General features: G+C 39.7%; 25 protein-coding genes. 8 read left to right on the forward strand and 17 right to left on the reverse strand.

All coding sequences use genetic code 11. From position 1 onward, the window contains the following. Positions 1-23 precede the first annotated feature (23 nt). Both ACOB82_RS14110 and ACOB82_RS14115 read right to left on the reverse strand, forming a co-directional pair. A complete protein-coding gene (locus tag ACOB82_RS14110) occupies positions 24-2,591 on the reverse strand; it encodes an EAL domain-containing protein (RefSeq protein ID WP_448213618.1) in 2,568 nt (855 codons plus the stop codon). A 34-nt stretch (positions 2,592-2,625) separates the two neighbouring features. After that, positions 2,626-2,925, reverse strand: coding sequence for a hypothetical protein (locus ACOB82_RS14115; protein WP_448213619.1), 300 nt, complete (start codon positions 2,923-2,925; stop codon positions 2,626-2,628). Positions 2,926-3,079: 154 nt separating this feature from the next. Here ACOB82_RS14115 and ACOB82_RS14120 point away from each other — a divergent pair, with 154 nt between their 5' ends. Continuing rightward, a complete protein-coding gene (locus ACOB82_RS14120) occupies positions 3,080-3,919 on the forward strand; it encodes a 2OG-Fe(II) oxygenase family protein (RefSeq protein WP_448213620.1) in 840 nt (279 codons plus the stop codon). Between the two features lie 119 nt (positions 3,920-4,038). Here ACOB82_RS14120 and ACOB82_RS14125 read toward each other — a convergent pair whose 3' ends face one another. From ACOB82_RS14125 to nagX, 6 genes are all read right to left on the reverse strand, one after another. Next, complete coding sequence (locus tag ACOB82_RS14125; protein WP_448213621.1) at positions 4,039-4,992, reverse strand: PDZ domain-containing protein; 954 nt, start codon at positions 4,990-4,992, stop codon at positions 4,039-4,041. 9 nt (positions 4,993-5,001) lie between these two features. Beyond that, entirely contained in the window at positions 5,002-5,451 is a 450-nt protein-coding gene (locus tag ACOB82_RS14130; RefSeq protein ID WP_448213622.1) for a hypothetical protein, read from the reverse strand. Beyond that, entirely contained in the window at positions 5,448-6,014 is a 567-nt protein-coding gene (locus ACOB82_RS14135) for an RNA polymerase sigma factor (RefSeq protein ID WP_448213623.1), read from the reverse strand. Before ACOB82_RS14135 ends, ACOB82_RS14130 begins: the two co-directional genes overlap by 4 nt. A 165-nt stretch (positions 6,015-6,179) precedes the next feature. After that, positions 6,180-9,371, reverse strand: a complete 3,192-nt coding sequence (locus ACOB82_RS14140; protein WP_448213624.1) for an efflux RND transporter permease subunit — start codon at positions 9,369-9,371, stop codon at positions 6,180-6,182. 4 nt (positions 9,372-9,375) lie between these two features. Beyond that, positions 9,376-10,575: an efflux RND transporter periplasmic adaptor subunit gene (locus ACOB82_RS14145; protein WP_448213625.1), complete on the reverse strand. Its 1,200-nt coding sequence runs from the start codon at positions 10,573-10,575 to the stop codon at positions 9,376-9,378. 262 nt (positions 10,576-10,837) lie between these two features. Next, a complete protein-coding gene (nagX, locus tag ACOB82_RS14150; RefSeq protein ID WP_448213626.1) occupies positions 10,838-11,974 on the reverse strand; it encodes a transmembrane glucosamine N-acetyltransferase NagX in 1,137 nt (378 codons plus the stop codon). Positions 11,975-12,163: 189 nt separating this feature from the next. Between nagX and ACOB82_RS14155 the strand changes: the two genes are divergently transcribed. Both ACOB82_RS14155 and ACOB82_RS14160 read left to right on the forward strand, forming a co-directional pair. After that, on the forward strand, positions 12,164-12,622 hold the full coding sequence (locus tag ACOB82_RS14155; RefSeq protein ID WP_448213627.1) for a tellurite resistance TerB family protein: 459 nt from the start codon (positions 12,164-12,166) through the stop codon (positions 12,620-12,622). A gap of 126 nt (positions 12,623-12,748) precedes the next feature. Then, a complete protein-coding gene (locus ACOB82_RS14160; RefSeq protein ID WP_448213628.1) occupies positions 12,749-13,582 on the forward strand; it encodes a CvfB family protein in 834 nt (277 codons plus the stop codon). 67 nt (positions 13,583-13,649) lie between these two features. Here ACOB82_RS14160 and ACOB82_RS14165 read toward each other — a convergent pair whose 3' ends face one another. From ACOB82_RS14165 to glnK, 3 genes are all read right to left on the reverse strand, one after another. Then, on the reverse strand, positions 13,650-14,573 hold the full coding sequence (locus ACOB82_RS14165; RefSeq protein WP_448213629.1) for a Dyp-type peroxidase: 924 nt from the start codon (positions 14,571-14,573) through the stop codon (positions 13,650-13,652). Positions 14,574-14,735: 162 nt separating this feature from the next. After that, a complete protein-coding gene (locus ACOB82_RS14170; protein WP_448213630.1) occupies positions 14,736-16,001 on the reverse strand; it encodes an ammonium transporter in 1,266 nt (421 codons plus the stop codon). A gap of 9 nt (positions 16,002-16,010) precedes the next feature. Next, positions 16,011-16,349: a P-II family nitrogen regulator gene (glnK, locus tag ACOB82_RS14175; RefSeq protein ID WP_448213631.1), complete on the reverse strand. Its 339-nt coding sequence runs from the start codon at positions 16,347-16,349 to the stop codon at positions 16,011-16,013. Positions 16,350-16,625: 276 nt separating this feature from the next. On the opposite strand from glnK, the gene ACOB82_RS14180 reads away from it, so the two are divergent. Further along, a complete protein-coding gene (locus tag ACOB82_RS14180; protein WP_448213632.1) occupies positions 16,626-17,315 on the forward strand; it encodes a potassium channel family protein in 690 nt (229 codons plus the stop codon). Positions 17,316-17,438: 123 nt separating this feature from the next. Here ACOB82_RS14180 and ACOB82_RS14185 read toward each other — a convergent pair whose 3' ends face one another. The 3 genes from ACOB82_RS14185 to arfB all read right to left on the reverse strand — a co-directional run bounded on the left by ACOB82_RS14185 (position 17,439) and on the right by arfB (position 19,691). Continuing rightward, positions 17,439-18,284 (reverse strand): HDOD domain-containing protein, encoded by an 846-nt coding sequence (locus ACOB82_RS14185; RefSeq protein ID WP_448213633.1) that lies wholly within the window; start codon positions 18,282-18,284, stop codon positions 17,439-17,441. Positions 18,285-18,434: 150 nt separating this feature from the next. Then, complete coding sequence (locus tag ACOB82_RS14190) at positions 18,435-19,268, reverse strand: DUF2797 domain-containing protein (protein WP_448213634.1); 834 nt, start codon at positions 19,266-19,268, stop codon at positions 18,435-18,437. Between the two features lie 9 nt (positions 19,269-19,277). Continuing rightward, positions 19,278-19,691, reverse strand: coding sequence for an alternative ribosome rescue aminoacyl-tRNA hydrolase ArfB (gene arfB, locus ACOB82_RS14195; protein WP_448213660.1), 414 nt, complete (start codon positions 19,689-19,691; stop codon positions 19,278-19,280). 49 nt (positions 19,692-19,740) lie between these two features. Between arfB and ACOB82_RS14200 the strand changes: the two genes are divergently transcribed. Continuing rightward, positions 19,741-20,004 carry a GIY-YIG nuclease family protein gene (locus ACOB82_RS14200; protein WP_448213635.1) on the forward strand — a complete coding sequence of 88 codons (264 nt, stop codon included), beginning with the start codon at positions 19,741-19,743 and terminating at the stop codon, positions 20,002-20,004. Between the two features lie 130 nt (positions 20,005-20,134). Next, positions 20,135-20,848, forward strand: a complete 714-nt coding sequence (locus ACOB82_RS14205; RefSeq protein ID WP_448213636.1) for a DUF3581 family protein — start codon at positions 20,135-20,137, stop codon at positions 20,846-20,848. A gap of 81 nt (positions 20,849-20,929) precedes the next feature. Here the strand turns inward: ACOB82_RS14205 and ACOB82_RS14210 are convergent, their stop codons facing one another. Continuing rightward, entirely contained in the window at positions 20,930-21,184 is a 255-nt protein-coding gene (locus ACOB82_RS14210; protein WP_448213637.1) for a PGPGW domain-containing protein, read from the reverse strand. A gap of 130 nt (positions 21,185-21,314) precedes the next feature. Next, complete coding sequence (locus tag ACOB82_RS14215) at positions 21,315-21,530, reverse strand: hypothetical protein (protein WP_448213638.1); 216 nt, start codon at positions 21,528-21,530, stop codon at positions 21,315-21,317. Positions 21,531-21,665: 135 nt separating this feature from the next. On the opposite strand from ACOB82_RS14215, the gene ACOB82_RS14220 reads away from it, so the two are divergent. Continuing rightward, the gene (locus ACOB82_RS14220) at positions 21,666-22,598 is read left to right on the forward strand and encodes a DNA ligase (protein WP_448213639.1); all 933 of its coding nucleotides are present in this window, start codon (positions 21,666-21,668) and stop codon (positions 22,596-22,598) included. Beyond that, a complete protein-coding gene (locus ACOB82_RS14225) occupies positions 22,598-23,215 on the forward strand; it encodes a LysE family translocator (RefSeq protein ID WP_448213640.1) in 618 nt (205 codons plus the stop codon). Before ACOB82_RS14220 ends, ACOB82_RS14225 begins: the two co-directional genes overlap by 1 nt. 5 nt (positions 23,216-23,220) lie before the next feature. Here the strand turns inward: ACOB82_RS14225 and ACOB82_RS14230 are convergent, their stop codons facing one another. Continuing rightward, a complete protein-coding gene (locus ACOB82_RS14230; protein WP_448213641.1) occupies positions 23,221-24,129 on the reverse strand; it encodes a class I SAM-dependent methyltransferase in 909 nt (302 codons plus the stop codon). Positions 24,130-24,207 lie beyond the last annotated feature (78 nt).

The raw sequence follows: 24,207 nt of genomic DNA on the forward strand, positions 1-24,207 counted from the left end.
TAGCGCTATTGTTTTTCAGCCGCTTAGTTTTTACTTTCACTAGCCGTTAATAAAGTTAACATCTGCTCTGCTGGCATCGGCTTCGCGAAATAGTAGCCTTGTCCATATAAACAACCTAGGTTATTTAACAATTCCGCTTCTTCCTGACATTCGATGCCTTCACCTACAGCAGCCATTTGCAAGTTAGCGGCTAAATCAACAATGGTTTTAATAATGGCGCGGTTACTGGCTTCTAAATGTGAGTCAGCGATAAATGAACGATCTATTTTAACCACATCCAGTGGTAAGCGATGCAAGTAACTTAAGCTAGAGTAACCCGTACCAAAGTCATCAAGTAACAGCTTGATACCGAGCTGCTTCAATGCCTTCATATTAGCTAATACTACGTCGTTTTCTTCCAGTAGCACCCGCTCAGTCAACTCAATTCGCAAGTACTTAGCAGGTAAGCCTTCTTCAGCCAAAATATTGGTAATTTCGTCTGGCAATGTTGGGCTATAAAAATGGTTACCAAACAAATTACAGCTAATATATTGTTCTTGGCAAATACCTAGGTTTTGCCACTGTACTAATTGGCGACATGATTTACGAAGGATAAGTAAATCAACCTCAACCACCAAACCGGTTTCTTCGGCCATTGGAATAAATTGATCTGGCATGACTAATCCGCGCTCACCATTAAACCAGCGAGCTAAGGCTTCAAAACCAATAATTTCTTCGGAGTTGAGTCGCACTATCGGTTGGAAAAATGGCACAAGCTCTTGATTTTTTAACGCTTGTCTAAGGTTAGATTCTAGAGACAACTCTTCCTGAATTTTTTGATGCATGCTCGCATCAAATTCTTCAAATCGGCCCTTACCACTATCTTTTGCATGATACATGGCAGTATCAGCATCACGCAGCATAGTTTCAGCAGAGTCATAGCGCTTATCACTAAATAACAATCCAATACTGGTGCCAATAAATACTGATTGACCGTTTAAGTCAAATGGCTGAGACAAGGTAAAAGTAATGCGTTGGGCAATTTCGTATACTTTTTTTTTACTGTCTAAGTCTTCGATTAAGATAACAAATTCATCACCACCAAGACGGGCAACAGTATCTTTAGAGCGCACAATTTGCTTGAGCTCTTTCGCCACAACTTTAAGTAACTTATCGCCGGCATGATGACCTAAACTGTCATTCACCACCTTAAATCGGTCAAGATCTAAAAACAGTACGGCAAATTTATAGTGTGGCCGCCTTTTTAAACACTCGATGGCGTGATTGAGTAAATCAAGAAAAACGCGACGGTTTGGCAAGCCGGTTAACGCGTCATGTGAAGCACTATGTTTTAACATTTGCTCAACTTGCTTACGCTGGCGTATTTCATCCTCTAGTGCAACGGTTCGCATTTTAACTTGTTTCTCCAACATCTCATGAGCCCTGCGCTCATAGTCAGCATTTTCACGTCGCTTTATTGCTGTAGTAACGTGATGAGAAACAAAGTTAAGTAATTCGGCATCTTGTTGGTGAAACATCACTCGTTTGTCATAACTTTGTACAACCAACACCCCTATTACTTCGCCTTCAGCAATTAATGGCACACCTAGCCATGAGTAGGTATCACCTTGTGGCTTTTTAGTTTGACCTTGCTTGTATAATTCATACATTTCGTCGTAAGAAAGCAAGCATGTTTCCTTGCGACGAATAACCAAAGCGGTAAATAAGTCAGAAGATTTTTGTGGCATAAAATCTTCGACATTACTTTCTGAATTTTGATCGACATAATAAACAAAATTAATGGTATCGCTTTCTTTATCATATTTAGCAATAAAGAAGTTTTCGGCATTAATTAACTGACCAATAATATTGTGCACTTGGCCATAAAAGTCATCTATCTCTAGACCAACTTTAGTGGTCAGTTCAGAAATACGGTATAACGACTCCTGCAGCAATTCAGCTTTTTCACGTTCACGAATTTGCTCCATCAATTCAGTGGTACGTGACGCCACCGCTTTTTGAAGCTGCTCGTGATCTTGCAAACGAACTAACGCAGACACCACATGCTGAGCGGTATAATCAAGCAGCTCTTTGTCTTGCTCTAGATAACGCGTGGTTTCAGTGTAGCTTTGTACAGCCATTACCCCAATAACATAGCCATCATTGATTAATGGCACACCCAGCCAATCCATCCCTGCTGTACCCACGTAATCTAATTTACCTTCAGCAACTAGCTCATCAATTAACGCCGGTGTCGCTAAGAAGCCTTGCTTGTGATCAATTACATAACTGGTCAATGAGCCTTTTAGCTTCTCGTAAGGAATAAGACCTTGAGGCGTTTCATCTTCTTCATCAACATGATAAACAAACTCTAACGTGTCATGGACTTGATCGTACATCACGATATAAAAATTTTCGGCGGTCATTATCGACTTAATAACCTGATGTACTTGATTAAAAAACGCACTGAGTTCAGCACATTCTTGCGATAACTGATTGAGCTTAAACAGCGCTGTATGGCGCTGCTCGAGATTTTGATAAGCGAGCTTAAGAGAAGCAAAGTCTTCAGTCGAGTCTACTTTATTTTGTTCTTTTTCGAGCGAATCTCTCATTAACCTGCCTAACTACTGCTTTAGGGGATTGATTTTATTTACTTTCCTTTTTAAGCGCTTCTGCCGCTTCCGTCAACTTTTCCTTGTTGCCACAAATTGCAGGTTGTTTATCATCGCGATAATAACGCACGTTGATACAATCATTTTCATAGCGACGCTCAAGCTCAGTACGAATAATAGGGTTATCTTTGGCTTGGGTAATTTGTCGTTGCAGTAATTGGCATTGTTTAATTTGTTCTGACGCTAATGTTACATCTTCGCATGCTTGCTCTTTTGATGCACACCCAGAGATTACCACGGCAAAACTTGCTGCCAAAATAAACATTTTACTCATTGTTTTTATACTACTCTTTAGTCAAATTAACTTTAGTATAACCAGCGAAACCGTCAACGCATAGCACAAATAAAGCTGACCAAATGGTCAATACATGTTAAGCTATACAATATCTGTTTTTGATGAAATATTTTTGCCCGAGTAGGAGCGCACTATGCAAGTACAAGTTGTGGATTATCAATCACCTGACGCACCAAAACAATTTGTAAAAAGCCTGAGAGAAACTGGTTTTGGCGTGCTAATTAACCACCCAATCCAGCAAGAGCTAGTAGAGTCTATCTATAACAATTGGTATCAATTTTTTATGAGTGATGAAAAACTAGCGTTTGCTTATGATCCTAAAACTCAAGACGGTTACTTCGCACCTGAAATTTCAGAAACAGCAAAAGGTCACACCAAAAAAGATATAAAAGAGTATTACCATATCTACCCTTGGGGCAGAGTTCCGGCGTCATTAAAGCAAGAGATCATGAATTACTATGACTTGGCGTCAAAATTAGCAGGAGAGCTTTTAGACTGGGTAGAAAAGCACAGCCCAGCCGAGGTTGCAGCAAAGTATTCTGAGCCACTTTCTAATATGATTGTCGACACACCAAATACCTTACTTAGAGTTTTACATTATCCACCATTAACTGGCGATGAAGAGCCCGGCGCAATTCGCGCAGCAGCGCATGAAGACATCAATTTGCTCACTATTTTACCAGCAGCAAATGAGCCAGGGTTACAGGTAAAACTTAAAGATGGTACTTGGTCTGATGTTCCATGTGACTTCGGTAGCTTAGTGATTAATATTGGTGACATGCTGCAAGAAGCAAGTGCAGGCTATTTTCCATCAACAAGTCATCGAGTGATTAACCCGACGGGTAAAGCCTCAACTAAATCACGTATTTCTTTGCCGTTATTCTTACACCCTCGTGATGAGGTGGTCTTATCTGAGCGTCATACTCAAAAAAGCTACCTGCAAGAACGCTTAAAAGAGTTAGGCGTTATTTAGTTTATTCATTAATTATTTAATAAATAAAACGGGTCATCACTAAAGAAAAAGCCAGCATGTCGCTGGCTTTTTTATCAGTAATTTAACATGAGTGGTAAAAATGAGTTAATTAAGCCTTATTATTTTTCACAGGCTTGCTGTGTGGTTTTCCAAATCACAGGCCCAGTATATTTGCCTAACGACAACTCTTCGCCATTATCATCCACCCAAGAATTGTTGCGGATATAAGCAATATAATAATTGGTATCTGCCTCAATATTTATCCGGTAATCTCTAAATTCTTTTGGCAAGTCGTATTTATTACCGACTTTTAATAAATGCGTTCCAACATCTACCCGCACTCGAGATTTATCTTTGACCCAAGGCATACCATCAACTTCTTTGATCACTGTCGTCGTTTTTAAACCACTGTATTTGGGCGGCGCTATCGATAAGCTATTAACAAGAATAATGCGGCCACATGCATTTTCTTCCTGAGCTGATGTTTTCGATGTTTCTCTCACACTGGTAAAAATTGGCGCATCACTTTCTTCGTGCCAATAAGGCAAGTGACTAGAGTGCAATTGCAAACCATTTTCCAACCATTCGGCACTACTAAGTTGCCATTGTGGAATATAAACTGCTGCAAGTTTAGCCGTTAACTCTTTGACCTCGCCACTGCGCTCAACGGCAACTGTTACCAAAGAATTATTAGGTAAATATTGCAACCCTTTAAATCCTGATTGAGCGCTTTCTTTAAATGAACGGCCATTGATGCTTTTTATAATATCACCACTTTTGATACCTAAACGGCTTGCTTGACTTCTTGGCGTAACGGAAACAACAAAACCTGCTTGATTTGCATCTAAAATGGCACCAAAACGCCCAGTATCAAAACGCTTGTCCTGAGATAATTCGATAGCAATATCTTTAATTGGCACACCTTCTGCCAATTCTAGTGCGGTGATTTCTGCGATTTTTTGATTAATCGTTCTCACTAATTGCTCAGCAATTTGTTGGGATTGCTTAGACTTAAGCTCCTCTGCTCCCAATAAAGTGCTAAAAAAACACATAGTGACAATTAAATACTTCATCGTCTTTCCTTAAATCTCATACAAATCAGTTGGTTTGGTGTAAAACTCCACCATAGTTTTCAACAGTTCAGTGCGCTGTTGCCATAACTCCATGTTATAAAGATTTCCCTTGCCGCGCTCTAAGGTTTGATCAATCACCGACAGTTCATGGTACCAGTTTGCCATAATCGCGCTATGGGTTGCTGATAATTGTACATCAGCAAATTTAGCGAGCTGCTTTTCATATTGGTGACTTTGAATAATATAATCCGGCATTTCAAATGGCGACTGACTCAAATTATAAAACCAAGCCGATAATAGAAAGGCGGTACAAAAAGCAACGACTGCAACAAATATTGATAATTGTTTTATTTGATGTTTTCGCCAAATATCCTCTGCAACCTTCGGCGCTTCAACCACCACCATAACACTTTCAGCATTAGCAATACGCCACTTTAACTCCTGATCAAACGTGCTCATAAGTTTTTTTCCTTGGCCAGTCTGATCCTAAACCTATTAACAGCCTGTCGACAACGATAACCAATGCCCGAATCACTTAGGGTAAGTTTTTTTGCAATGTCACGATGTTTCATATTTTGAACCGTGTGCATATAAACCATAGTTCGCTGCGCTAATGGTAATTGATTAATTAACTCTGTAGTTGCTAGTTCGCTTGGTTGAGACACAGTAACATCTAGATTAGTCGTGTCAGCGTCATCCAGAAATTGCCCATGCTTTTTGGTAAATGCTGGATCGGATTGCACTTGCTTAAAATATTTCTTACACGCATCAATTGTGCAATTTTTTAACCAATGACCTACAACTAAGCCATCAGCTAGCTCTTCTCGATGGGTAATCAAGTGCTCAAAGGTGAGTTGTAATAAATCTCTCGCGATTTCTTCATCACACACTAAATATAACGTCAATGAATAAACATAGTCGGCATAAAGTTGATAAGCAGCAGCAAAACCTTTTTGCTTGCCTTTTTGCAGCAAACTGAAGTCTTGTTGGCTCAATGCTTGATCAAATCCCTGTTTATTCATTGCAAATGCGTTTTCCTAACAAGTAAATGTGTGCTTATTTTGTCACAACCATCTGTCGTAAATATTTGTCGTTACTCGTAGAGTATTTTTACCCTACAACACAAAAAAGGGGAATAAAACTATTCCCCTTTTTTTTATTTCTTCAGCCAATTAGACCGTATTGAATTATTTTGCTTCTACCGCCTCATTATTTAGCGTGGATGTTTGCGGTAAACCAGTTGCCGACTGTGGCTTTTTGCGTTTAACCATATGGCGAACATCTTCAATCACTAAATAAAGTGCAGGGATCATCACCAGTGTAACCACCGTGGCGAACAACACACCAAAGGCTAAAGAAACTGCCATTGGGATCACCATTTTTGCCTGCATACTGGTTTCTAACATGATGGGTACTAAACCAATAAAAGTGGTAGCAGAGGTCAACATAATCGCACGGAAGCGGCGACATCCAGCAAATACGACTGCTTCTTTTAAGGCCATACCTTCTTTACGTGAGTTGTTAACATAATCTACCATCACCAGCGAGTCATTAATGACCACACCCGCTGCGGCGATAATACCGAACATCGACAACACATTTAGATCCATGCCTAAAATCAAATGACCTATCATAGCGCCGACAATACCAAACGGAATCACGGTCATGATCATTAATGGTTGTGAATATGACTTAAGTGGTACCGCCAATAAGGTGAAAATAACTAATAGTGATAACACAAAGTCGCGCAGTTGCTCACTAGCACTTTCCATTTCTTCTTGGATGCGGCCAGAAACTTCACTTTGCACTTGAGGGTATTTGCGTAGTAACTCAGGTATAAAGTTATCACGCACATCTTTAGTCACTTCAAATGGTTCCACTTGCGCGGCATCAACACTTGCCCAGACATTAATAGTACGATTGCCATTTTCACGGCGAATACGAGTAACACCGTCAACTAAGCTAATTTCAGCCAATTCAGATAGCGGCAATTCAGCGCCGTTTGGTGCTTGAATCATCACATCTTGGACATGACCCACCGCACTGCGTTGCTCTAACGGGTAACGCACCATGACTTTTACTTCTTCACTGTCACGTAATATACGTTGAGCTTCAAGACCATAGAAACTATAACCAACCTGTGAAGCAATGTCAGACAAGCTCAAGCCTAAGCTGTAAGCCAACGGTTTAAGGGTAAACTGTACTTCTTTAGCACTGGTTTGGCGGCTGTCATTAACGTCACCAACCCCTTTAATGCTATTAAGTTTGGCTTTTAACTCTTTAGCGGCGGCCAGTAATTGCCCATCATTTTGGCTTTCTAATCTAAAGCTAATATCACCATCTTCTCGGCCACCACCGAATAAGTTATCGTCAATAGTGAATTGCTTAACACCTGGCAATTTAGGAATAGCAGCACGCCATCTATCAGCAAGTTCAAAGGTATTCATCGCACGATCTTCTGGTTCAACTAGTTTCACCATAATACGTGCGCTAGTGCGGCTACGCAGATCAACCTGCATATCTGCAATCATAGGTTTACCAAACTCCGCTTCTATCTCTTTATCCACATCTTTAATAATATTTTCCACGGTCAATATGGTATTCAATGTGGCTTTTTCTGCGGTATCAGTGTTCATTTCAATAGCGATACGCGGAAAATCATGGGGTACTTTCGGTTGACCAATAAAGCGCACAATGCCACCAGCGTATAGACCAGCACTAATTAACAAAATGCTGATAAAGAACATGACTACACCATAGCGATACTTTAAAAAGCTGATTAGCATTGGGCGATAGTGATTATCAATCACATGTTTTAAGCCGCGATCAACGGCCGCACGTAATCGGTGTAACGGGTTTTTAGGATTAGCCGGCTTAACTTTCATGCTAATTAAATGCGCGGGTAAAATCAGCTTTGATTCAACCAATGAGAATAATAAACAGAAGATAACGACGAAACCAATGGACTGACTCCACGCAGAGCCCGGGCCATCACCTAAAATCAATGGGAAGAAAGCAGCAATAGTAGTTAATACACCAAAGGTCGCTGGCATTGCTACACGTTTAACGCCGCGAATAACGCTTTCAGCAGAATGACCTTTTTCTTCAATTTCTGCATGGGCACTTTCCCCCATCACTATCGCGTCATCGACCACAATACCTAAGACTAATATAAAGGCGAATAAACTAGTGATATTAATAGTAACGTTAACAAACTCCATCGGCATAACTAAAAGCGTACCTAAGAAGCACACAGGTAAGCCCATCATTACCCAAAACGCTAAACGGATTCTTAAGAATAACGCCAACATTAAAAATACCAGCACGGCACCGCTTTTCATGTTGTCTAGCATCATGTCTAAGCGACCTTCAAGATAATAGGTTAAATCAACCCAAGTCTCTAAGTTCACACCGGCTGGTAGCTCTTTTTGCTTACGCTCAACGTATTTATGCATGACTTTGGCAACATCAGTAATACTTTGCTCTCCCGCTGCGCCAATAAAGAAAGTCACCGAGTTTTTGCCATTATATTTTGAATATTGCAGACCTTCTTGGAAACCGTCATTAATTGTCGCAATTTCACCTAACAACACTTTAGTACCGTCAGCTAAGGTAACTACTGGAATACGCTCAAACTCATGACCACGATACGCTTGGTTTTCTACACGTAAATTAATATAACCGTTTTCTGCACGAATTTGCCCTGCCGACATATTGCGCGATGAATTACGCACAGCTTGCGCAACATCTTTAAAGCTCAGGCCATATTCACGTAATTTATCTTTGCTAACTTCAATAGAAATTTCATAGCCTAAACCACTGTAAAACTCTGAAATATTGATTAGCGGTTGTTGTTGAATTTCATCATGAATTTTTTTACCAAGTGCTTTTAGCTCTTTGTAACTTAAGTCCCCATAAAGACTGATGTACATTACTTCTTGGCGAAACTTAATACGTTCAACAACAGGACGTTCCATGCCATCAGGGAACGAAGAGATAGAATCAATTTGTGATTTAACCTCTTCTAGTACCACTTGCGGATCATAAGATTCATCAACCCGAAAATAACCGGTCGATTCATTACGATTAGAATAGGTAATAACGCGATCTAAACCTTGAATGGTTTCTAATGCTTCTTCAATTTTTATGGTGATACCTTCCTCAACTTCTTGAGGAGCAGCACCAGGGTATTGGGCGTGAAACTCTAACCAGTTAATTTGAAACTGAGGGAACATTTGCTTACTGATAGTGCCCGCAGTTAACAAGCCACCAATAATAATAAATGCCATTAGCAGGTTCGCAGCCACAGGGTTTCGGGCGAACCAAGCAATTAAGCCTTTATGGGTATCGTCCTTTTGCGCTTGAGTTAATTCAGCCATGACCTTACTCCCCTACACTTGCCACTTGGGTATCAGTATCAGCTTGCTCGACGTTTTCTGAGTCTAATTTTTTACTGCCTTCCAGTGCCAATTTCATACCATTAATCGGGTAATCGAGTGCAGAAACAATCATACGATCACCTTGATGCAAGCCACCAGAGATAATGACATTAGCGCCTTCCTGGCGAATAATATTGACATCAACAAAAAGCAATTTTGACTCGTCATCTAGAATTGCAACACGGTCGTGATCAACTAAATAACGCGGAATACTGGTGGCATTCGCTATCGAAATACCATGGATATCGGCGTTGACATAAGTACCAAAGCGAATAGGCGTATTAGTGTTACCTGAGGTTAATGCATAAGGATCGTCAATTTGCGCTACCAGATAAGTCATGCGGCTTTTGTTATCAACAACCCCTTCACCACGGGCAATATTGGCCTGCCAAAGCATTTCTTGACCGGCAAAAACACCGCGTAATGACACTTTAGCGTCGACACCTTGCTGCTTAAGAAACTGTAATTGGTTATCAGCAACGGGTAAACGCACTTCAGCAATAGCTGTACCTAATAATTTACCAATATTGCTACCAGTAACCACAAACGAACCTAAACCAATACCACGGCTTTCAATCATGGCATCATAGGGGGCACGAATTTCAGTGCGCTCTAAGTTACGTTGCGCGCGTAATACCGCTGCTTGTGCCGCTTTAACCTGCGCTAATTCCTGCGCTAACTGCGGTTTACGTAAACTTAATTCGGTTGGCGAAGTATCAGTAATGCGCTTCCACTCACGCTCTGCCACTTTACCTTGCGCGCGTTCCATTTCAAGCGCAGCTTTCGCCGATGCAAGGCTCGCCTGTGCATCAATAAGTGCAGCTTCGTAGTCATTAGGATCAATTCGCGCTAGCAACTGGCCTTTAGAAACAAAGCCACCACGAACAAAGGTATCAGATAGTTCAACTACCTGACCACTTACCTGTGCAACTAATTCAGTTTCATATTTAGGTTTAACTACGCCATGCGAAGCCACTGTTAACTGCATATCACCAACAGTTACCGGCTCTACTGCTACGATAGGTGTATTATCTACTTCCGGTTTTTCTTCTGGCGGCTTTTTCATACTTGATAACGCCGCAAAAGTTAAAACGCCAGTGAGTAAAATTCCAATAGGTACAATAATTTGTTTTTTCCGTGACACCGCTCTGTCCTCTGTAAAATTCGTAACATTTTGTCGCAATATGTGAATGTTAACGAAATAATGAGTAATCAATGAGATAAAAGTTGTAAATGGGTGTTACAAAATACGCGCCAATCGCTAAAATAAAATAATCTTTCTAGCAAAAAACAAAATTTCACTTATTTTACATAAAGTTAAAAACAAAAAAGGTCTAGAATTTACCAGACCTTTTTATCTAATATTAAATAAGTAATCGTGAAAATTTAGTGAAAAAAGCTAAGTTTTAAACTTTTATAAAAATTTTTCGTTTATATAACCAATTTAAAAATAACCATTGCAATAGTAATGCTCCGCAAATGATGATCAGCGAAGACCAACCTTCTGATAGCCCCGAGGCCACGCCACCAAACAGGCTATGAGCAAAATAGTTCCAACTAAATAAACTGGTACTTAAATAAATCACTATTGAATTGACGCCAATAACTGCAAAAAACTTAGCCCAGCGTTGCCATTGCCAAACATCTATCACTAAATAGAACAACGCCAGTAACAGGGTGCTACAACCTACAGTTACCAGAACAAAGCTACTTGTCCATAAACTCTTATTTACCGGAAACACACAGCCCCACAAACTTCCTAAGGCGATAGATAACAAGCCAATGGCGAAGAAATGTCTCAATATCCGTTGTGGCTGAGCCTGCCACGCTTTCAAATAACGCCCCGCAAACACTCCAGCCAGCGCATTTACAACTGATGGGATATTCGACAGAATTCCTTCTGGGTCCATCGGCGCATTGCGATAGGTAATGCCCGGTAGCAATTGCTGATCAAACCACACATTAAGTGCCAACTCAGGACTATAAATGCCACCACCGTATTCGCCAATATTAACCAATGCCAACAACAGCCAATAACTAATCAAAATTGCTACGGCAATTAACCACTGCATTTTCACTGAGCAATACCAAACAATCATCATCGCGGCAAACCAAGCAATACCAATTCGGCCTAACACGCTGGCAAAACGGATTTCATCGGGACTTGTAGGTATGCCCTGCCCCCAGCCATGGTTGTAAACAATACCCAGTAATAACAACAAGGTTAAACGTTTGTAAGCATGGCGAGTTAGTTGACGTTGCTGGATTAACGGGTAACTCTTAAGCGGCTTAGCGGCAATACCAATACTGACCCCAGAAAGAAAAATAAATAGCGGAAAAATAAGATCATAAGCCGTAAAACCGTGCCAAACGGCATGTTTCATTTGCTGATCAAATACCTGAAAAATAGAAAAGCCAGTAATGAGAAACAAAGCGGAAAATATACCTTCCGCCCCCATAATCCAAAACATATCGAAGCCACGCAGGGCATCTACCGACAATAAGCGCTTTTTTTCCATTGCAGCTTTGTTACTTTCAGCCATAGCTTATTCTAGCCTTTTTTATTGATTTTGACAGCGTTGTCATCATGGTAATTCCAGCTGAATAAAATAGCAAATAGCCGCGAAGCCCAAATACGCAGCTAACAATCTGACACAAATATTTCACCAACATAACTTGCACTTAGTATTTTGCAATTTACTATGAACCAATGAAGAAAGAAGGATTAACGCATGATCAATAAAATCCAACGATTTTTCGAGCAGGTATTTGCTGAGCAATCCCTACCAGAAGAGGCCCTTGACGTCGAAATTGCCTGCGCGGTACTGCTAGTAGAAGTAATGAAAGCCGACGGTTTAATTACCGATGACGAGCTTTCAATTGTTGCAACCACATTAACGCAGTATTTTTCGCTTACACCGATTGAAGTTGATGACATTATTGAGCAAGCAATTGCCCTTAGTGAAAATGCCAATGACTTTTACCAGTTCACTTCTACATTAAATAAGCATTACAACCCAGAGCAAAAAACTAAAATTGTCAGCATATTATGGCAATTGGCCCAAGCTGATGGTGAGGTGGTCGCCATTGAGCAACATGTCATTCGCAAAATTGCCGATTTATTACATTTAAGGCACAGTGAATACACGCAAGCTAAGGCTATGGCTGAGCAAACAACTAGCGCAGATTAATTAAAGCCATAAGCAAACATTCGTTCATAAATATAAGTTCGTAAAACATTGGATTTTGAAACATTGCATCGTCAAATTGCGCTTTGTCAGCTAAAATAGGCTTTTTATCCAGAGTAAACTGCACTTATGGCCGACATCGGTAAATTTAATACGCTAAAAGTAATCGCCCTCACCGCCAATGGCGCCTACTTAGATGGAGCGCAATTGGGTGAAATTCTCTTGCCTAATCGCTATGTTCCAGAAAATTGTCAACTTGACGACGAAGTTAGTGTATTTATCTATACCGACTCTTTAGACCGCTTGGTTGCAACTACTGATAAACCCTATGTAGAAGTAGGTGGTTTTGCCAGCTTAAATGTTAAGCAAGTTAATAAACTCGGGGCGTTCTTAGATTGGGGCTTACCAAAAGATTTATTGGTACCACATAACCTTCAACATAAAAAAATGGAGATGGGTAAACGCTATCTGGTTCATGTGTTTTTAGATCAACGCACTGAACGCTTAGTCGCTTCAAGTAAACTCGATAAATACTTAGATATTTGGCCTGCCGATTACCAAACCGGTGATGCGGTTGATTTAGTCATAGCTGGACGTACCGATTTAGGGTTTAAAGCCATTATTAATAATCGCCACTGGGGATTGATTTTCAGTAGCGATGTTCATCAAAAACTGCATACAGGGCAGCAAATAAAAGGCTATATCAAACAAGTGCGTGATGATGGTCGTATTGATTTAGCACTAACTCGTCAGGGTAAAGGCAAAGTCATTGATTTTAGAGAGACATTGCTCGATCACCTTAGTCAACATCAAGGCTTTTGTAGTATCAACGATAAATCTAGCCCTCAAGAAATTAGCCAGACTTTTGGTGTCAGCAAAAAAGCATTTAAAGCCACGGTCGGGCATTTACTTAAACAGGGAAAAATTACCATTGAGCCAAATGGTATTCGGTTAATAGATTAGAGCTAAAAGATTAACGCGATAAAAAAAGCTGCCTAGGCAGCTTTTTTATGAATGAACACATAAACCATTACTGACCAAGCGATGCCAAAAAGTTTAGGCTTGGGGCAAATAATGCCACGCCGGTTTGCGCTTCAGTAAATTCTAACATATGGTCAAAATTCCCTTCTTCGTCCCCTTGGATCATGCTTTTTAGCATTAACTCAAACGGCTCTGGCGAGTGACAATATGAAACAAAATATAAGCCCTGCACTTTCATATCACCGTACGGCATACTTTGTCTTAAAATTTCTATGCTATTACCATTGGCGTCTTTTAAGCTAGTGCGCTTAGTGTGAGCAGTTAATGGCTTATCTTCGCTAGCATATTCAATATTGTCGACTTTAGTGCGTCCAAAAATATCTTCCTGGGCTTTTTCTGATAAGCGATTCCACAGCTTAATGTTATGACGGTAACGCTGAATATGTAAATAACTGCCACCGGCAAACTCAGGATCTTGCTCGTCACTAACAAGTGCGATTTTTCGACGATGAAGCCCTTGTGGATTTTCGGTACCATCCACAAAACCGGTTAAATCACGGCCGTCTAAGTAACGAAACGCTCTGATTTGCTCAATTAATTCAACACCGCTATCTAACAATTCAATAATTTTTGAGCTAACTATGTGATTAACATCAGCACGATCACTACGAATTTCAATATAAATATCGCCTGAGGTTGCAGGTGCAATGCGATCATCACTTTGCACGGTAGGAAATGGCACCAACTGTTTAGGGCGAGCATCTGGACAAATCTCATCCCAATAATGTGCACCAATAGCAACAACACCATTTAAATTCGCTTCAGAAAAACGTTCTGCGTAATGATCAAGCATTGCCGGAATACGAGACAAAGCTTGACGCAAAAATGCGACCTTGTCGTCTAACGCATTAAATAACAAATAAGTACCGTGTAGGTTGGGTTCGGCACAAATGCCAAATTGTTCTCTTGCCATAATCAACACTCAATTAATAGTTACCGTTATATTCTACACAAAAAAATGCTAAACGAATGAAATTATGTGGTATTTAAAAAAGAAAAGCAGCCCGAGGGCTGCTTCAAAAATTAACCTATTTCGTTTTTATTATTATTGAATTTTCTATTTAGCTTTCAGTAATTAGCCGCGAGTAAATTCAGGGTACGCTTCTAAACCACAATCTGATTTATCAACGCCTTCGTACTCTTCTTCTTCGCTAACACGGATACCCATAGTTGCTTTTAAGGCAAACCAAACAATGAAGCTAGTTACAAACACCCAACCGAAGATAGTAGCAGCACCAATTAACTGACCTGAGAAAGTTGCGCCGGTGTTAGTCACTGGCACTAATAATAGGCCGAATAAACCAACAACACCGTGTACTGAAATAGCACCTACTGGATCATCAATGCGTAACTTATCTAAACCAATGATTGAGAAAACAACGATCACACCGCCAACCATACCGAAGATAGTTGCTTGAAGTGCCGTAGGCGTTGATGGTTCTGCAGTAATAGCGACTAAACCTGCTAATGCGCCATTTAAAGCCATAGTTAAATCAGCTTTCTTAAATAAAACTTTAGCTAGAATTAACGCGGCGATAGCACCACCTGCTGCAGCAGCATTAGTGTTTAAGAACACCATAGCAACTGAGTGCGCATTGCCAATATCACCTAACTTAAGTACTGAACCACCATTGAAGCCGAACCAACCCATCCATAAAATAAAGGTACCTAATGTTGCTAATGGTAAGTTTGCACCAGGGATCGCATTAACTTTACCATCTTTAGTGTATTTACCTTGACGAGCACCAAGTAATAATACACCCGCTAACGCTGCAGCAGCACCGGCCATATGAACAATACCAGAGCCAGCAAAGTCAGAGAAACCTAAGTCACCTAGCGTGTATAAACCAAATACGGCATTACCACCCCAAGTCCAGCCACCTTCCATTGGATAGATAAAGCCAGTTAAAACAACTGTGAAGGCTAAAAATGCCCACAATTTCATGCGCTCAGCAACCGCGCCAGAAACAATTGACATTGCTGTTGCTACGAATACTACTTGGAAGAAGAAATCCGATGCTGCTGAATAAATAGCACCACCAGTAAATCCGTCTTCACGGCCAGCAAAATCTTTTAATACGGCATCAGGATCAACAGATTCGATACCTGATAGCAATACACCACCGCCGTACATAATGTCATAGCCAACAACTAAGTACATAATGCAAGAAATTGAATATAACGCGACGTTTTTGGTTAAAATTTCAGTGGTATTTTTTGAACGAACTAAACCTGCTTCAAGCATAGAGAAGCCAGCAGCCATCCACATAACTAATGCGCCACAGACTAAAAAGTAGAATGTGTCCATTGCATATTGAAGGTGAAAAATATTTTGTTCCATGATTGCCCCCTATAAAGCCGCTGCATCAGATTCGCCAGTACGAATTCGTATGGCTTGTTCTAGGTTGTAAACAAAAATTTTACCGTCACCTATTTTTCCTGTGTAAGCTGCCTTAGTGATAGCTTCAACCAAACGTTCCACCAACTCATCATTGACCGCTATTTCTAGTTTTACTTTTGGTAAGAAATCAACTTGGTATTCTGCGCCGCGATATAGTTCTGTATGACCTTTTTGACGACCGAAACCTTTAACTTCACTTACCGTTAAACCTTCAACTCCGATCTCCGAGATAGCTTCCCGAACATCATCGAGCTTGAAAGGCTTAATGATTGCGTTTACTAACTTCATATGTATTCCCCTATCGTTATTTACCACTGTCTATTACAATCCTTATGCCAAGGATTTTATTTTCATTTAAAACAATAAGTTAAATTATTAAAGACATTTCAACGCCATCAACAAAGCACCATAATGGTGCAGAGAATTTTTCCCCTTGCGTAGATTTAGTGCGCAAATATTCACCAGCACAATATTGTGATTAATACCTTTGTTTTCAGGTAAATATCCGATAAATTGGGGAAGTATTTACATGCTCGATACTTTCCAGAAAGACTGAGGCTCGCAATGAGAAGACATCTGAAAAAAATGACTCATCACGATAATTTTATCTATTTAACCTTTGCCTTAGTGCTTTTGTTGCTAAGTACAGCAATTGCACAACAGTTTTTCGATGCATCGGTGCAACGCTTTGTGCAATCAACTACGGTTTTTACTTTGCTGGTTGCCGTATGGGGTGTAAATAATGAAGATTTTCTATTTTCAAAAGCGCTAATTTTTCCGCTAGCTATAGTTATTTCATCTATCGGCGGCTACTACTTAGATGCATTTGGCTTAGAGTATACGCACTTAGTGCTGATGTTATTTTTCTTTATCGGTACATCTTACCAAACCGCTAAACAAGTGTTATTTGTCGGTAAAGTAGATGGTAACAAAATACTAGGTTGTATCTGCTTGTATATGCTTTTGGGGTTAATTTTTGCGTTGCTGTATACGCTGTTTGAATTGTATTTGGTAGGTGCATTTTCTGGCATTAATGATAGCAATAAATGGTATTTAATTTTTCCCGATTTGGTATATTTCTCTTTTGTCACGTTAACCACTTTAGGCTTTGGCGATATAGCACCGACGTTACCAATAACGCGCTTCCTTGTTTATTTTCAAGCAGTTGTAGGACAGTTCTATCTAGCAATATTAGTGGCAAGCTTAGTAGGCTCTCGAATAAATTTTATCCACGATCACCACAATCACCAATAACTCATTTCACGGTTGGAATTAAATAAGGTTAGTAAATTGGTAGTGGCTATATTGAGAAGATAACCACTGCCTATGTTTGAACTATATTAGATCGCTAATAGCGAATTTAGTATCAACATTCTTTTAGAAGATCATTAACGCACTAGGTTTTAAAATTGATAACACACCTAAGCGTTCCATATTGCAGTAATTAATTGCTGACTTTACCATATCATCAGTAATGCCTAACTGCTCACGCTCTTCTGATGAAATAAACTTCTCTAACGGATCTTTTTGAAAACACGCATTTTTTAACATTACACGTTTAGCGATATACAACATTTGCGCTTCTTTAGCGCATTCAAAAATCACATCACTATCTTGCAATCGCATCGGTTCAATTAAACTGATAGGTAGTCGCCAAAGCTTTAATAACTCGGCAGTACAATCACCATAGGAAAAGCCTAATACTTTACGCTGTTTATCCCAAGGCATTTCATTCGCAGAATTTGATACACATTTGTCGATCATTTCAGGATTAAACTGCTTAATTACCAGTTCACCTAAGTTGTGCAACAAACCTAAAATAAATAAACGTTCAGCATTTGGCACGTTTGCCTGCTCACCGAAATATTTAATCAATAAAGCGCTATCAACACTATTTTCCCAATACTGCTCTAAATAGCTGGCATCAGCATTCAACGACTTAAAGGCTTCAGAAGTAAAATAGGCGATAACTAAATTGTAAACTTCGGTGATCCCCAGCACTAATACCGCTTTAGAAATGGTATCGATTTTACCGGGGTAATTAAAAAACGAACTGTTAGCTAACTTTAAAATGGTAGCAGCCAAAGCAGGGTCAATCAGGATTACTTCGGCAATATTATCGATAGTAGAGGTTTCATCATCAATCAATTCTTTAATACGAAGAAAAGAGTCTGATAAAACAAATATCTCATTTGCCTGCTTTGCGTAATCAACAGCATTCATACAGTGTCATCCCAATCGAACCTATAAATATCGAATCTCAATAAAGAGTAAAAATCCGTTTTAATTCAGCAAACTAAACTAAAGCCTATGCTTGACTTTAGTTATTACCACGTAAAACAAGTATAGTAGCAACTAATATAAAATGAATATTTAGTTAACTTCTACACTAATATGATATGATGTAAATTTTCTAATGTTGATAACACCCGTATCAAAAATTAAATACTGTCCTTTAATACCAAGCAGAGTACCCGAGATGATCGGTTGCTTGTCAAAATTAAACGAACTGATTTTATTTAAATACTGCTGAACCGGATAGGTTAATTTTAACACAGACTCATCGAGAAGCTCAACGCTGTCTTCACCGTATTTTAATTTAACTGTTTCTAATCGTTGCGCTATTTGGGGAATGAGCTCAGCCGCTTTTGCTTTTAAATCGATGGTTTCTGCTTCGCCTTTTAACATAGCTCGCCAGTTGGTTTTATCAGCGATAAATTCCGCAAGCGCTGTTTCAACAAGCCCTGATTGCAAGCGAGTGCTTACTTTAAAAATAGGTAAAGCTTGAGTGGCACCTTGATCAATCCAGCGAGTTGGTATTTGGCTATGGCGGGTGATCCCTACTTTTAAACCTGAAGTATTGGCTAAATATACATAATGAGGGATCATACAATGCTGCTCCCCCCACGCTGGCTCTCGACAAGTACCGTTGTCGTAGTGACAAGTCTCAGGCTTCATAATACACATATCGCATTGCGCCAGCTTCTGCATACAAACGTAGCAAAACCCCTGAGAATAGCTTTTCTTGGTTTTGCGATCACAATGACAACAACGGATTTCTTGGTGAAAAATTAAGGTTATTGATTGGCCGATCAAAGGGTTCAGCTCTACTAACTGGTCACCAACTGGCAGTTGATATTGTATTTCGCCACTTTCCAGTCGCTGCGCTGTCATTTTTCGAAGCGCTCCTGTTTCAGCCACTAACATAATACCTCTTTAAATAATTACTTTTTTTCGTTGCTGTTTTAATTGTTTACGATTGCTTTTACTATCAAGACGTTTCGCAATCGATGATTTAGTCGGCTTAGTTGCTTTTCTCGCTTTCACCACTTTATTTACTGATTTAATAATCGACACTAGTTTCTCGATAGCATCGAGTTTATTTTGCTCCTGACTACGGCTAGATTGTGATTTTATGACAATAATACCGTCTTTGGTTAAGCGTTGATCGTTTATATTCAATAGTTTTTGCTTAACGGTATCAGGTAGATTTGAACGCTCAATATCGAACCTTAAATGAATAGCAGTAGAAACTTTGTTAACATTCTGACCACCAGCACCTTGAGCACGCACTGCGGTAATTTCAATATCACTTACTCTAAGATGACAAAACTGATCAACTTCAATAATATCAATCAAAGTACCTCCTGCTACACAATAGATAGACGGAAAACTTACAATGGCTAAACAATGGTATGTTTACTTTGTTAGGTGTTCTGACAACAGCCTTTATTGTGGTGTAACCACAGATGTAAATCGTCGAATTAACGAGCATAACCACTCTAACCAACTTGGCGCCAAGTATACACGTGTAAGGCGACCAGTTGAACTAGCTTTTCAAGAAGCACAACCGTCGAAACAAGCAGCGTATAAACGTGAATATGCCCTAAAGCAATTAACCAAAAAACAAAAAGAGTATTTAATCGCTAACATTGATAGTTAGGTTGGCATAAATAAGTACAAGTGTTCGCTCAATCTCTTGTTTTTACTGGTCTGATTTGTTCTTGAACTTTAGCTTTATTGCTAAACACTTGGTAGAATGCGCGCCGTTTCAAGTAGTAAGTAGTTAGAAAATGTTCGTAGAAAAGTTTTACAATCAACATGACGATAAAATTTCGTTTAGTCGCCAACAGGCTAGTGACTTTGCTAAACAAGTTGCCGATGACTTTAACCCTTTGCACAATGTAGATGCTAAGCGTTTTTGTGTACCGGGCGATTTACTTTTTGCGGTAACACTTTGCAAAGCCGGTCTGAGCGAAAAAATGGCGTTTAACTTTTCAGGTATGGTAATCGACGGCATTGAGCTAGCTTTCCCAACGAAGTTAGCAGAAGAAAATACTATTTGTGATGACAAAGGCAAGCAGTACTTATCTATTGAAACGAGCGGTGCGATGTCAGCTAACCAAGCACTGGTTACCTCACTTATCAAAGCTTATGTCGGCTTTTCAGGCCATACATTTCCACATTTGCTTTGTGACTTAATGAAAAAAAATGATGTGATGATTAACCCGAGTCGTCCAATGGTGATGTATGAAAGCATGAGCATTGAAATGTTTGACTTATCGGTAAATGAAGTTTCACTGACACTATCGGAATCTACGTTAACTATTGATGGAAAACGAGGCAACGCTTGTTTAGGCTTTGATTTATACCATGGCGAAACATTGGTTGGCCGAGGGAAAAAGCACATGGTACTTAGCGGCCTTCGCCCTTACTGCGCAGAGACTATTAGCCAAATCAGTGAAGAGTACTTGGCATGTAAAGCCAGTTACCATCAAGCAGCATAGTTCTTCCGTTTTACACAATACTATACATATATAGCGTTTTCCGAGGTTGGCGGCTTTCCTAGTGTTGCTGACCTCTCCTTTCTACTTTCGCATTCGATTTATACGAATTTTTCTAATTTTCGCTAAAAGCGCATCAGCTTTAATGGCAGCTTGTTTCATCCAATACTGGCTTTTCTTTAACCATCGTTTAGCCAACGGATATTCTAGGCTCAAAATAGCAAGACCTAACGGTAAGAAGATAAATGCCGGCCCCGGCAATAAAATAAACACCAAACCAATAAGAGCGAGCAAACCACCAAAAATAGTGATGACGAATTTTTTGCAAGATTTAGTCATAACTGATTAAACAATAATTAAAAACCTAAACTAATGCAGATTGCGCGCCAACGTATAACCATCTGTTTTTCAAAGTATTATATAATTCTAAAAAGTTAGCTCGTTGTTAATATCACTAGTTTTTAGTCAATTACTTTAATTTTCCTTGCTTACATCGTCGCCAATCTTTAAAAGCCTTAAGCTCTTTTTTCTTCAAGCTATTACTTTTCTTAACAGTATTCGCTTGGCGTTGTTTACTTTGAATTGTTTCTAATGCTTTTTTATATTTTGCGCATTTCGCAGTTTTAGCAAACGTTAAAGAATGAAATGATAGGCCGAGGGCAAGTGTAATAATCAACAGTTTCATAATGACCATCCTTAGTCACAGTTAATGGATAACAATCCAGTAAAGTATAGTACAACTTGCATAATGCAAGATTTAATCTAGGCTAAACCCAACAAACAGGACGTTTGTTACCAATGCACTTATAAGGATATACATATGAAAGTATTAAATATTTTCTATTTTTATGCACACATTTTAAAAGCTGTTACCAGCCAAAAACCGGCTATCACGCAACACATAATCTTTTTCATACTGTTCTTCTGGTTAATCAACTTATTAACCATCGCCAATAGCAGCGCCCAGCAAATCCGTCCAAAAATTCAATTAGCAACAGCTTATCAAGTCGATATCGCAATTAAAGATTATTGGGTAAGTGAAAAACTCGATGGCGTCAGGGGCTATTGGGATGGGCAACAAATGTTGACGCGACAAGGCAACATTATTCAACTGCCACGATCTTTTACGTTAAATTGGCCAAGACATGCATTAGATGGCGAGTTATGGATTGAACGCCAGCAATTTGAAAAAATCTCAGCCTTAGTGCGACGTCAACAAACCACCGAACAAGAATGGCAAAATGTTAAATTTATGCTGTTTGATTTACCTGAGCACCAAGGCACTTTTTCTGAACGAATAATGGCAATGCAGCAACTAATCAAACACACTGACAACCCGCATTTACAAATGGTAACTCAGCAAAGTATTTCTGATAAAAGCGCTCTACAAGCGCTCTTTAGCCAAGTAATTGCTGAAGGTGGTGAAGGCCTCATGCTGCACAAGAAGAATGCCTATTATCAGCTTGGTCGAAGCCCAAACATTATGAAGTTAAAACCTTTTGATGATGCCGAAGCTGAAGTCATTGGTTATATAGAAGGGAAAGGCAAATACCAGCAAATGTTAGGTTCAATTAAGGTTAAAACCAAGGATGGCATAGTCTTTAAAATTGGCTCCGGCTTTAGCGACAAACAACGAAAAAGCCGACCACCAATAGGCAGTATCATCACCTTTAAATACAGTGGTAAAACGGCCAAAGGTGTGCCAAGATTTGCCAGTTTTCTTCGAATAAGACATTTATCAAAGGTGGAGTAATGGAATTTCATTTATGGCTGTCGCTAACTGCCATTTGCATTATGGGGGCTTTGTCGCCAGGGCCAAGTTTAGCATTAGTAGTTAGAAACACTTTAGCCGGAGGTGCGTCAGCAGGTTACGCCAGTGCAATTAGTCACGGTTTGGGCGTTGCATTATATGCAGCCATTACCTCAACCGGTATTGCAATATTACTCGTGAAATCCCCAGTTGTTTTTTCCATTATTCAATATGCAGGTGCGGCTTTTTTACTGTATTTAGGGATCAATGCACTACGAAGTAAAAAGCAACACCTAACGTTAGATGAGCCAGATGTTAACGCCCAAAGTGGTCAGGTTAACGGTTGGCGAGATGGTTTTTTGATTGCATTTCTCAACCCTAAATTAGCGATATTCTTTTTAGCATTATTCAGCCAGTTTGTTGATGCCGAGGCTTCCAACATGCAAAAGGTCATTATGACGGCAACCGTAGGAACTATTGATGCGCTTTGGTATTGTCTAGTTACTTATGGGCTAACGCGCGGTCCCATTTTAAATAAACTCAAAGCTAATAGTCATATTATTGATAAAGTCACGGGCTGCTTTTTAGTGCTTTTAGCAGCCAGAGTTGTGATTAATTAGCCTGTTTAATTTCGAATGTAAGGGTCGAATTTAAAGACCAGAACTTTCAACCCTTTACCTTGATGAGCTTCTTTAAATACCGTTGGTGGCGTGATTGCCTGTTTAAATTTTAATGCAGGACACGAGCTACTTGCCGTATCCAATAAAAATTGCTCATCAAGATCAGGGCTGTTTAAACACAGCATAACGTCTGCGCCCTCAGTTGCCATGTCAGGAATTCGGCGTAATATTTTGCCGTAATCTTTAACAATATTAACACTGCCCTTTTGGAAAGAAGGCGGATCAATAATGATTAACTGATAAGGTCCAAGCTTTTTCAGCCGACCAAACGACTTAAAAATATCAACGCCTTGGAAAACAACTTTATTGGTATCTTGATTATTTAAACGGTGATTTTCTCGCCCTTTAGCTAACGCTGATTTACTCATATCAACATTGATCACTTGCTTAGCGCCACCCGCAATAGCCGCAACCGAGAAACCACAAGTATATGAGAACAAGTTCAGCACGCGCTTACCCTCAGCATTTGACTGCACCCAGTCTCGACCATTTTTCATATCTAAAAATAAGCCATGATTTTGTGCTTTTCCTAGCTCAATATGGTAGCGAAGACCAGATTCAAGCGCATATGTTGATTGACAATCATCTCCCAAAATACGCTCCACGGGTGCTAATTTTCGCCAGCGATGCTGCACGTGAACACTCTTACACGCAGGTATTAGTTGGCTGAACTGCTGGCCTATAGCTAACAGCCAATCATCACTTTCTTCTTTGTATAGCGTGATTAGCAATATCGGTTCAAACCAGTCTATACAAACGTGTTCAAGTCCCTCAAATGCATGGCCTCGGCCATGAAACAGCCTTTGGCTTTGAGATAAGTCATCAAGGTTAATCTGATCAATTAGGTTCAACATGAGTTACCTGAAGGTTATTGGCAGATACAAAAAAGCCGCATCATACACATGATACGGCTTTGGCACCAGTTGCGATAA

The organism is Colwellia sp. MEBiC06753 (genome assembly GCF_053470325.1).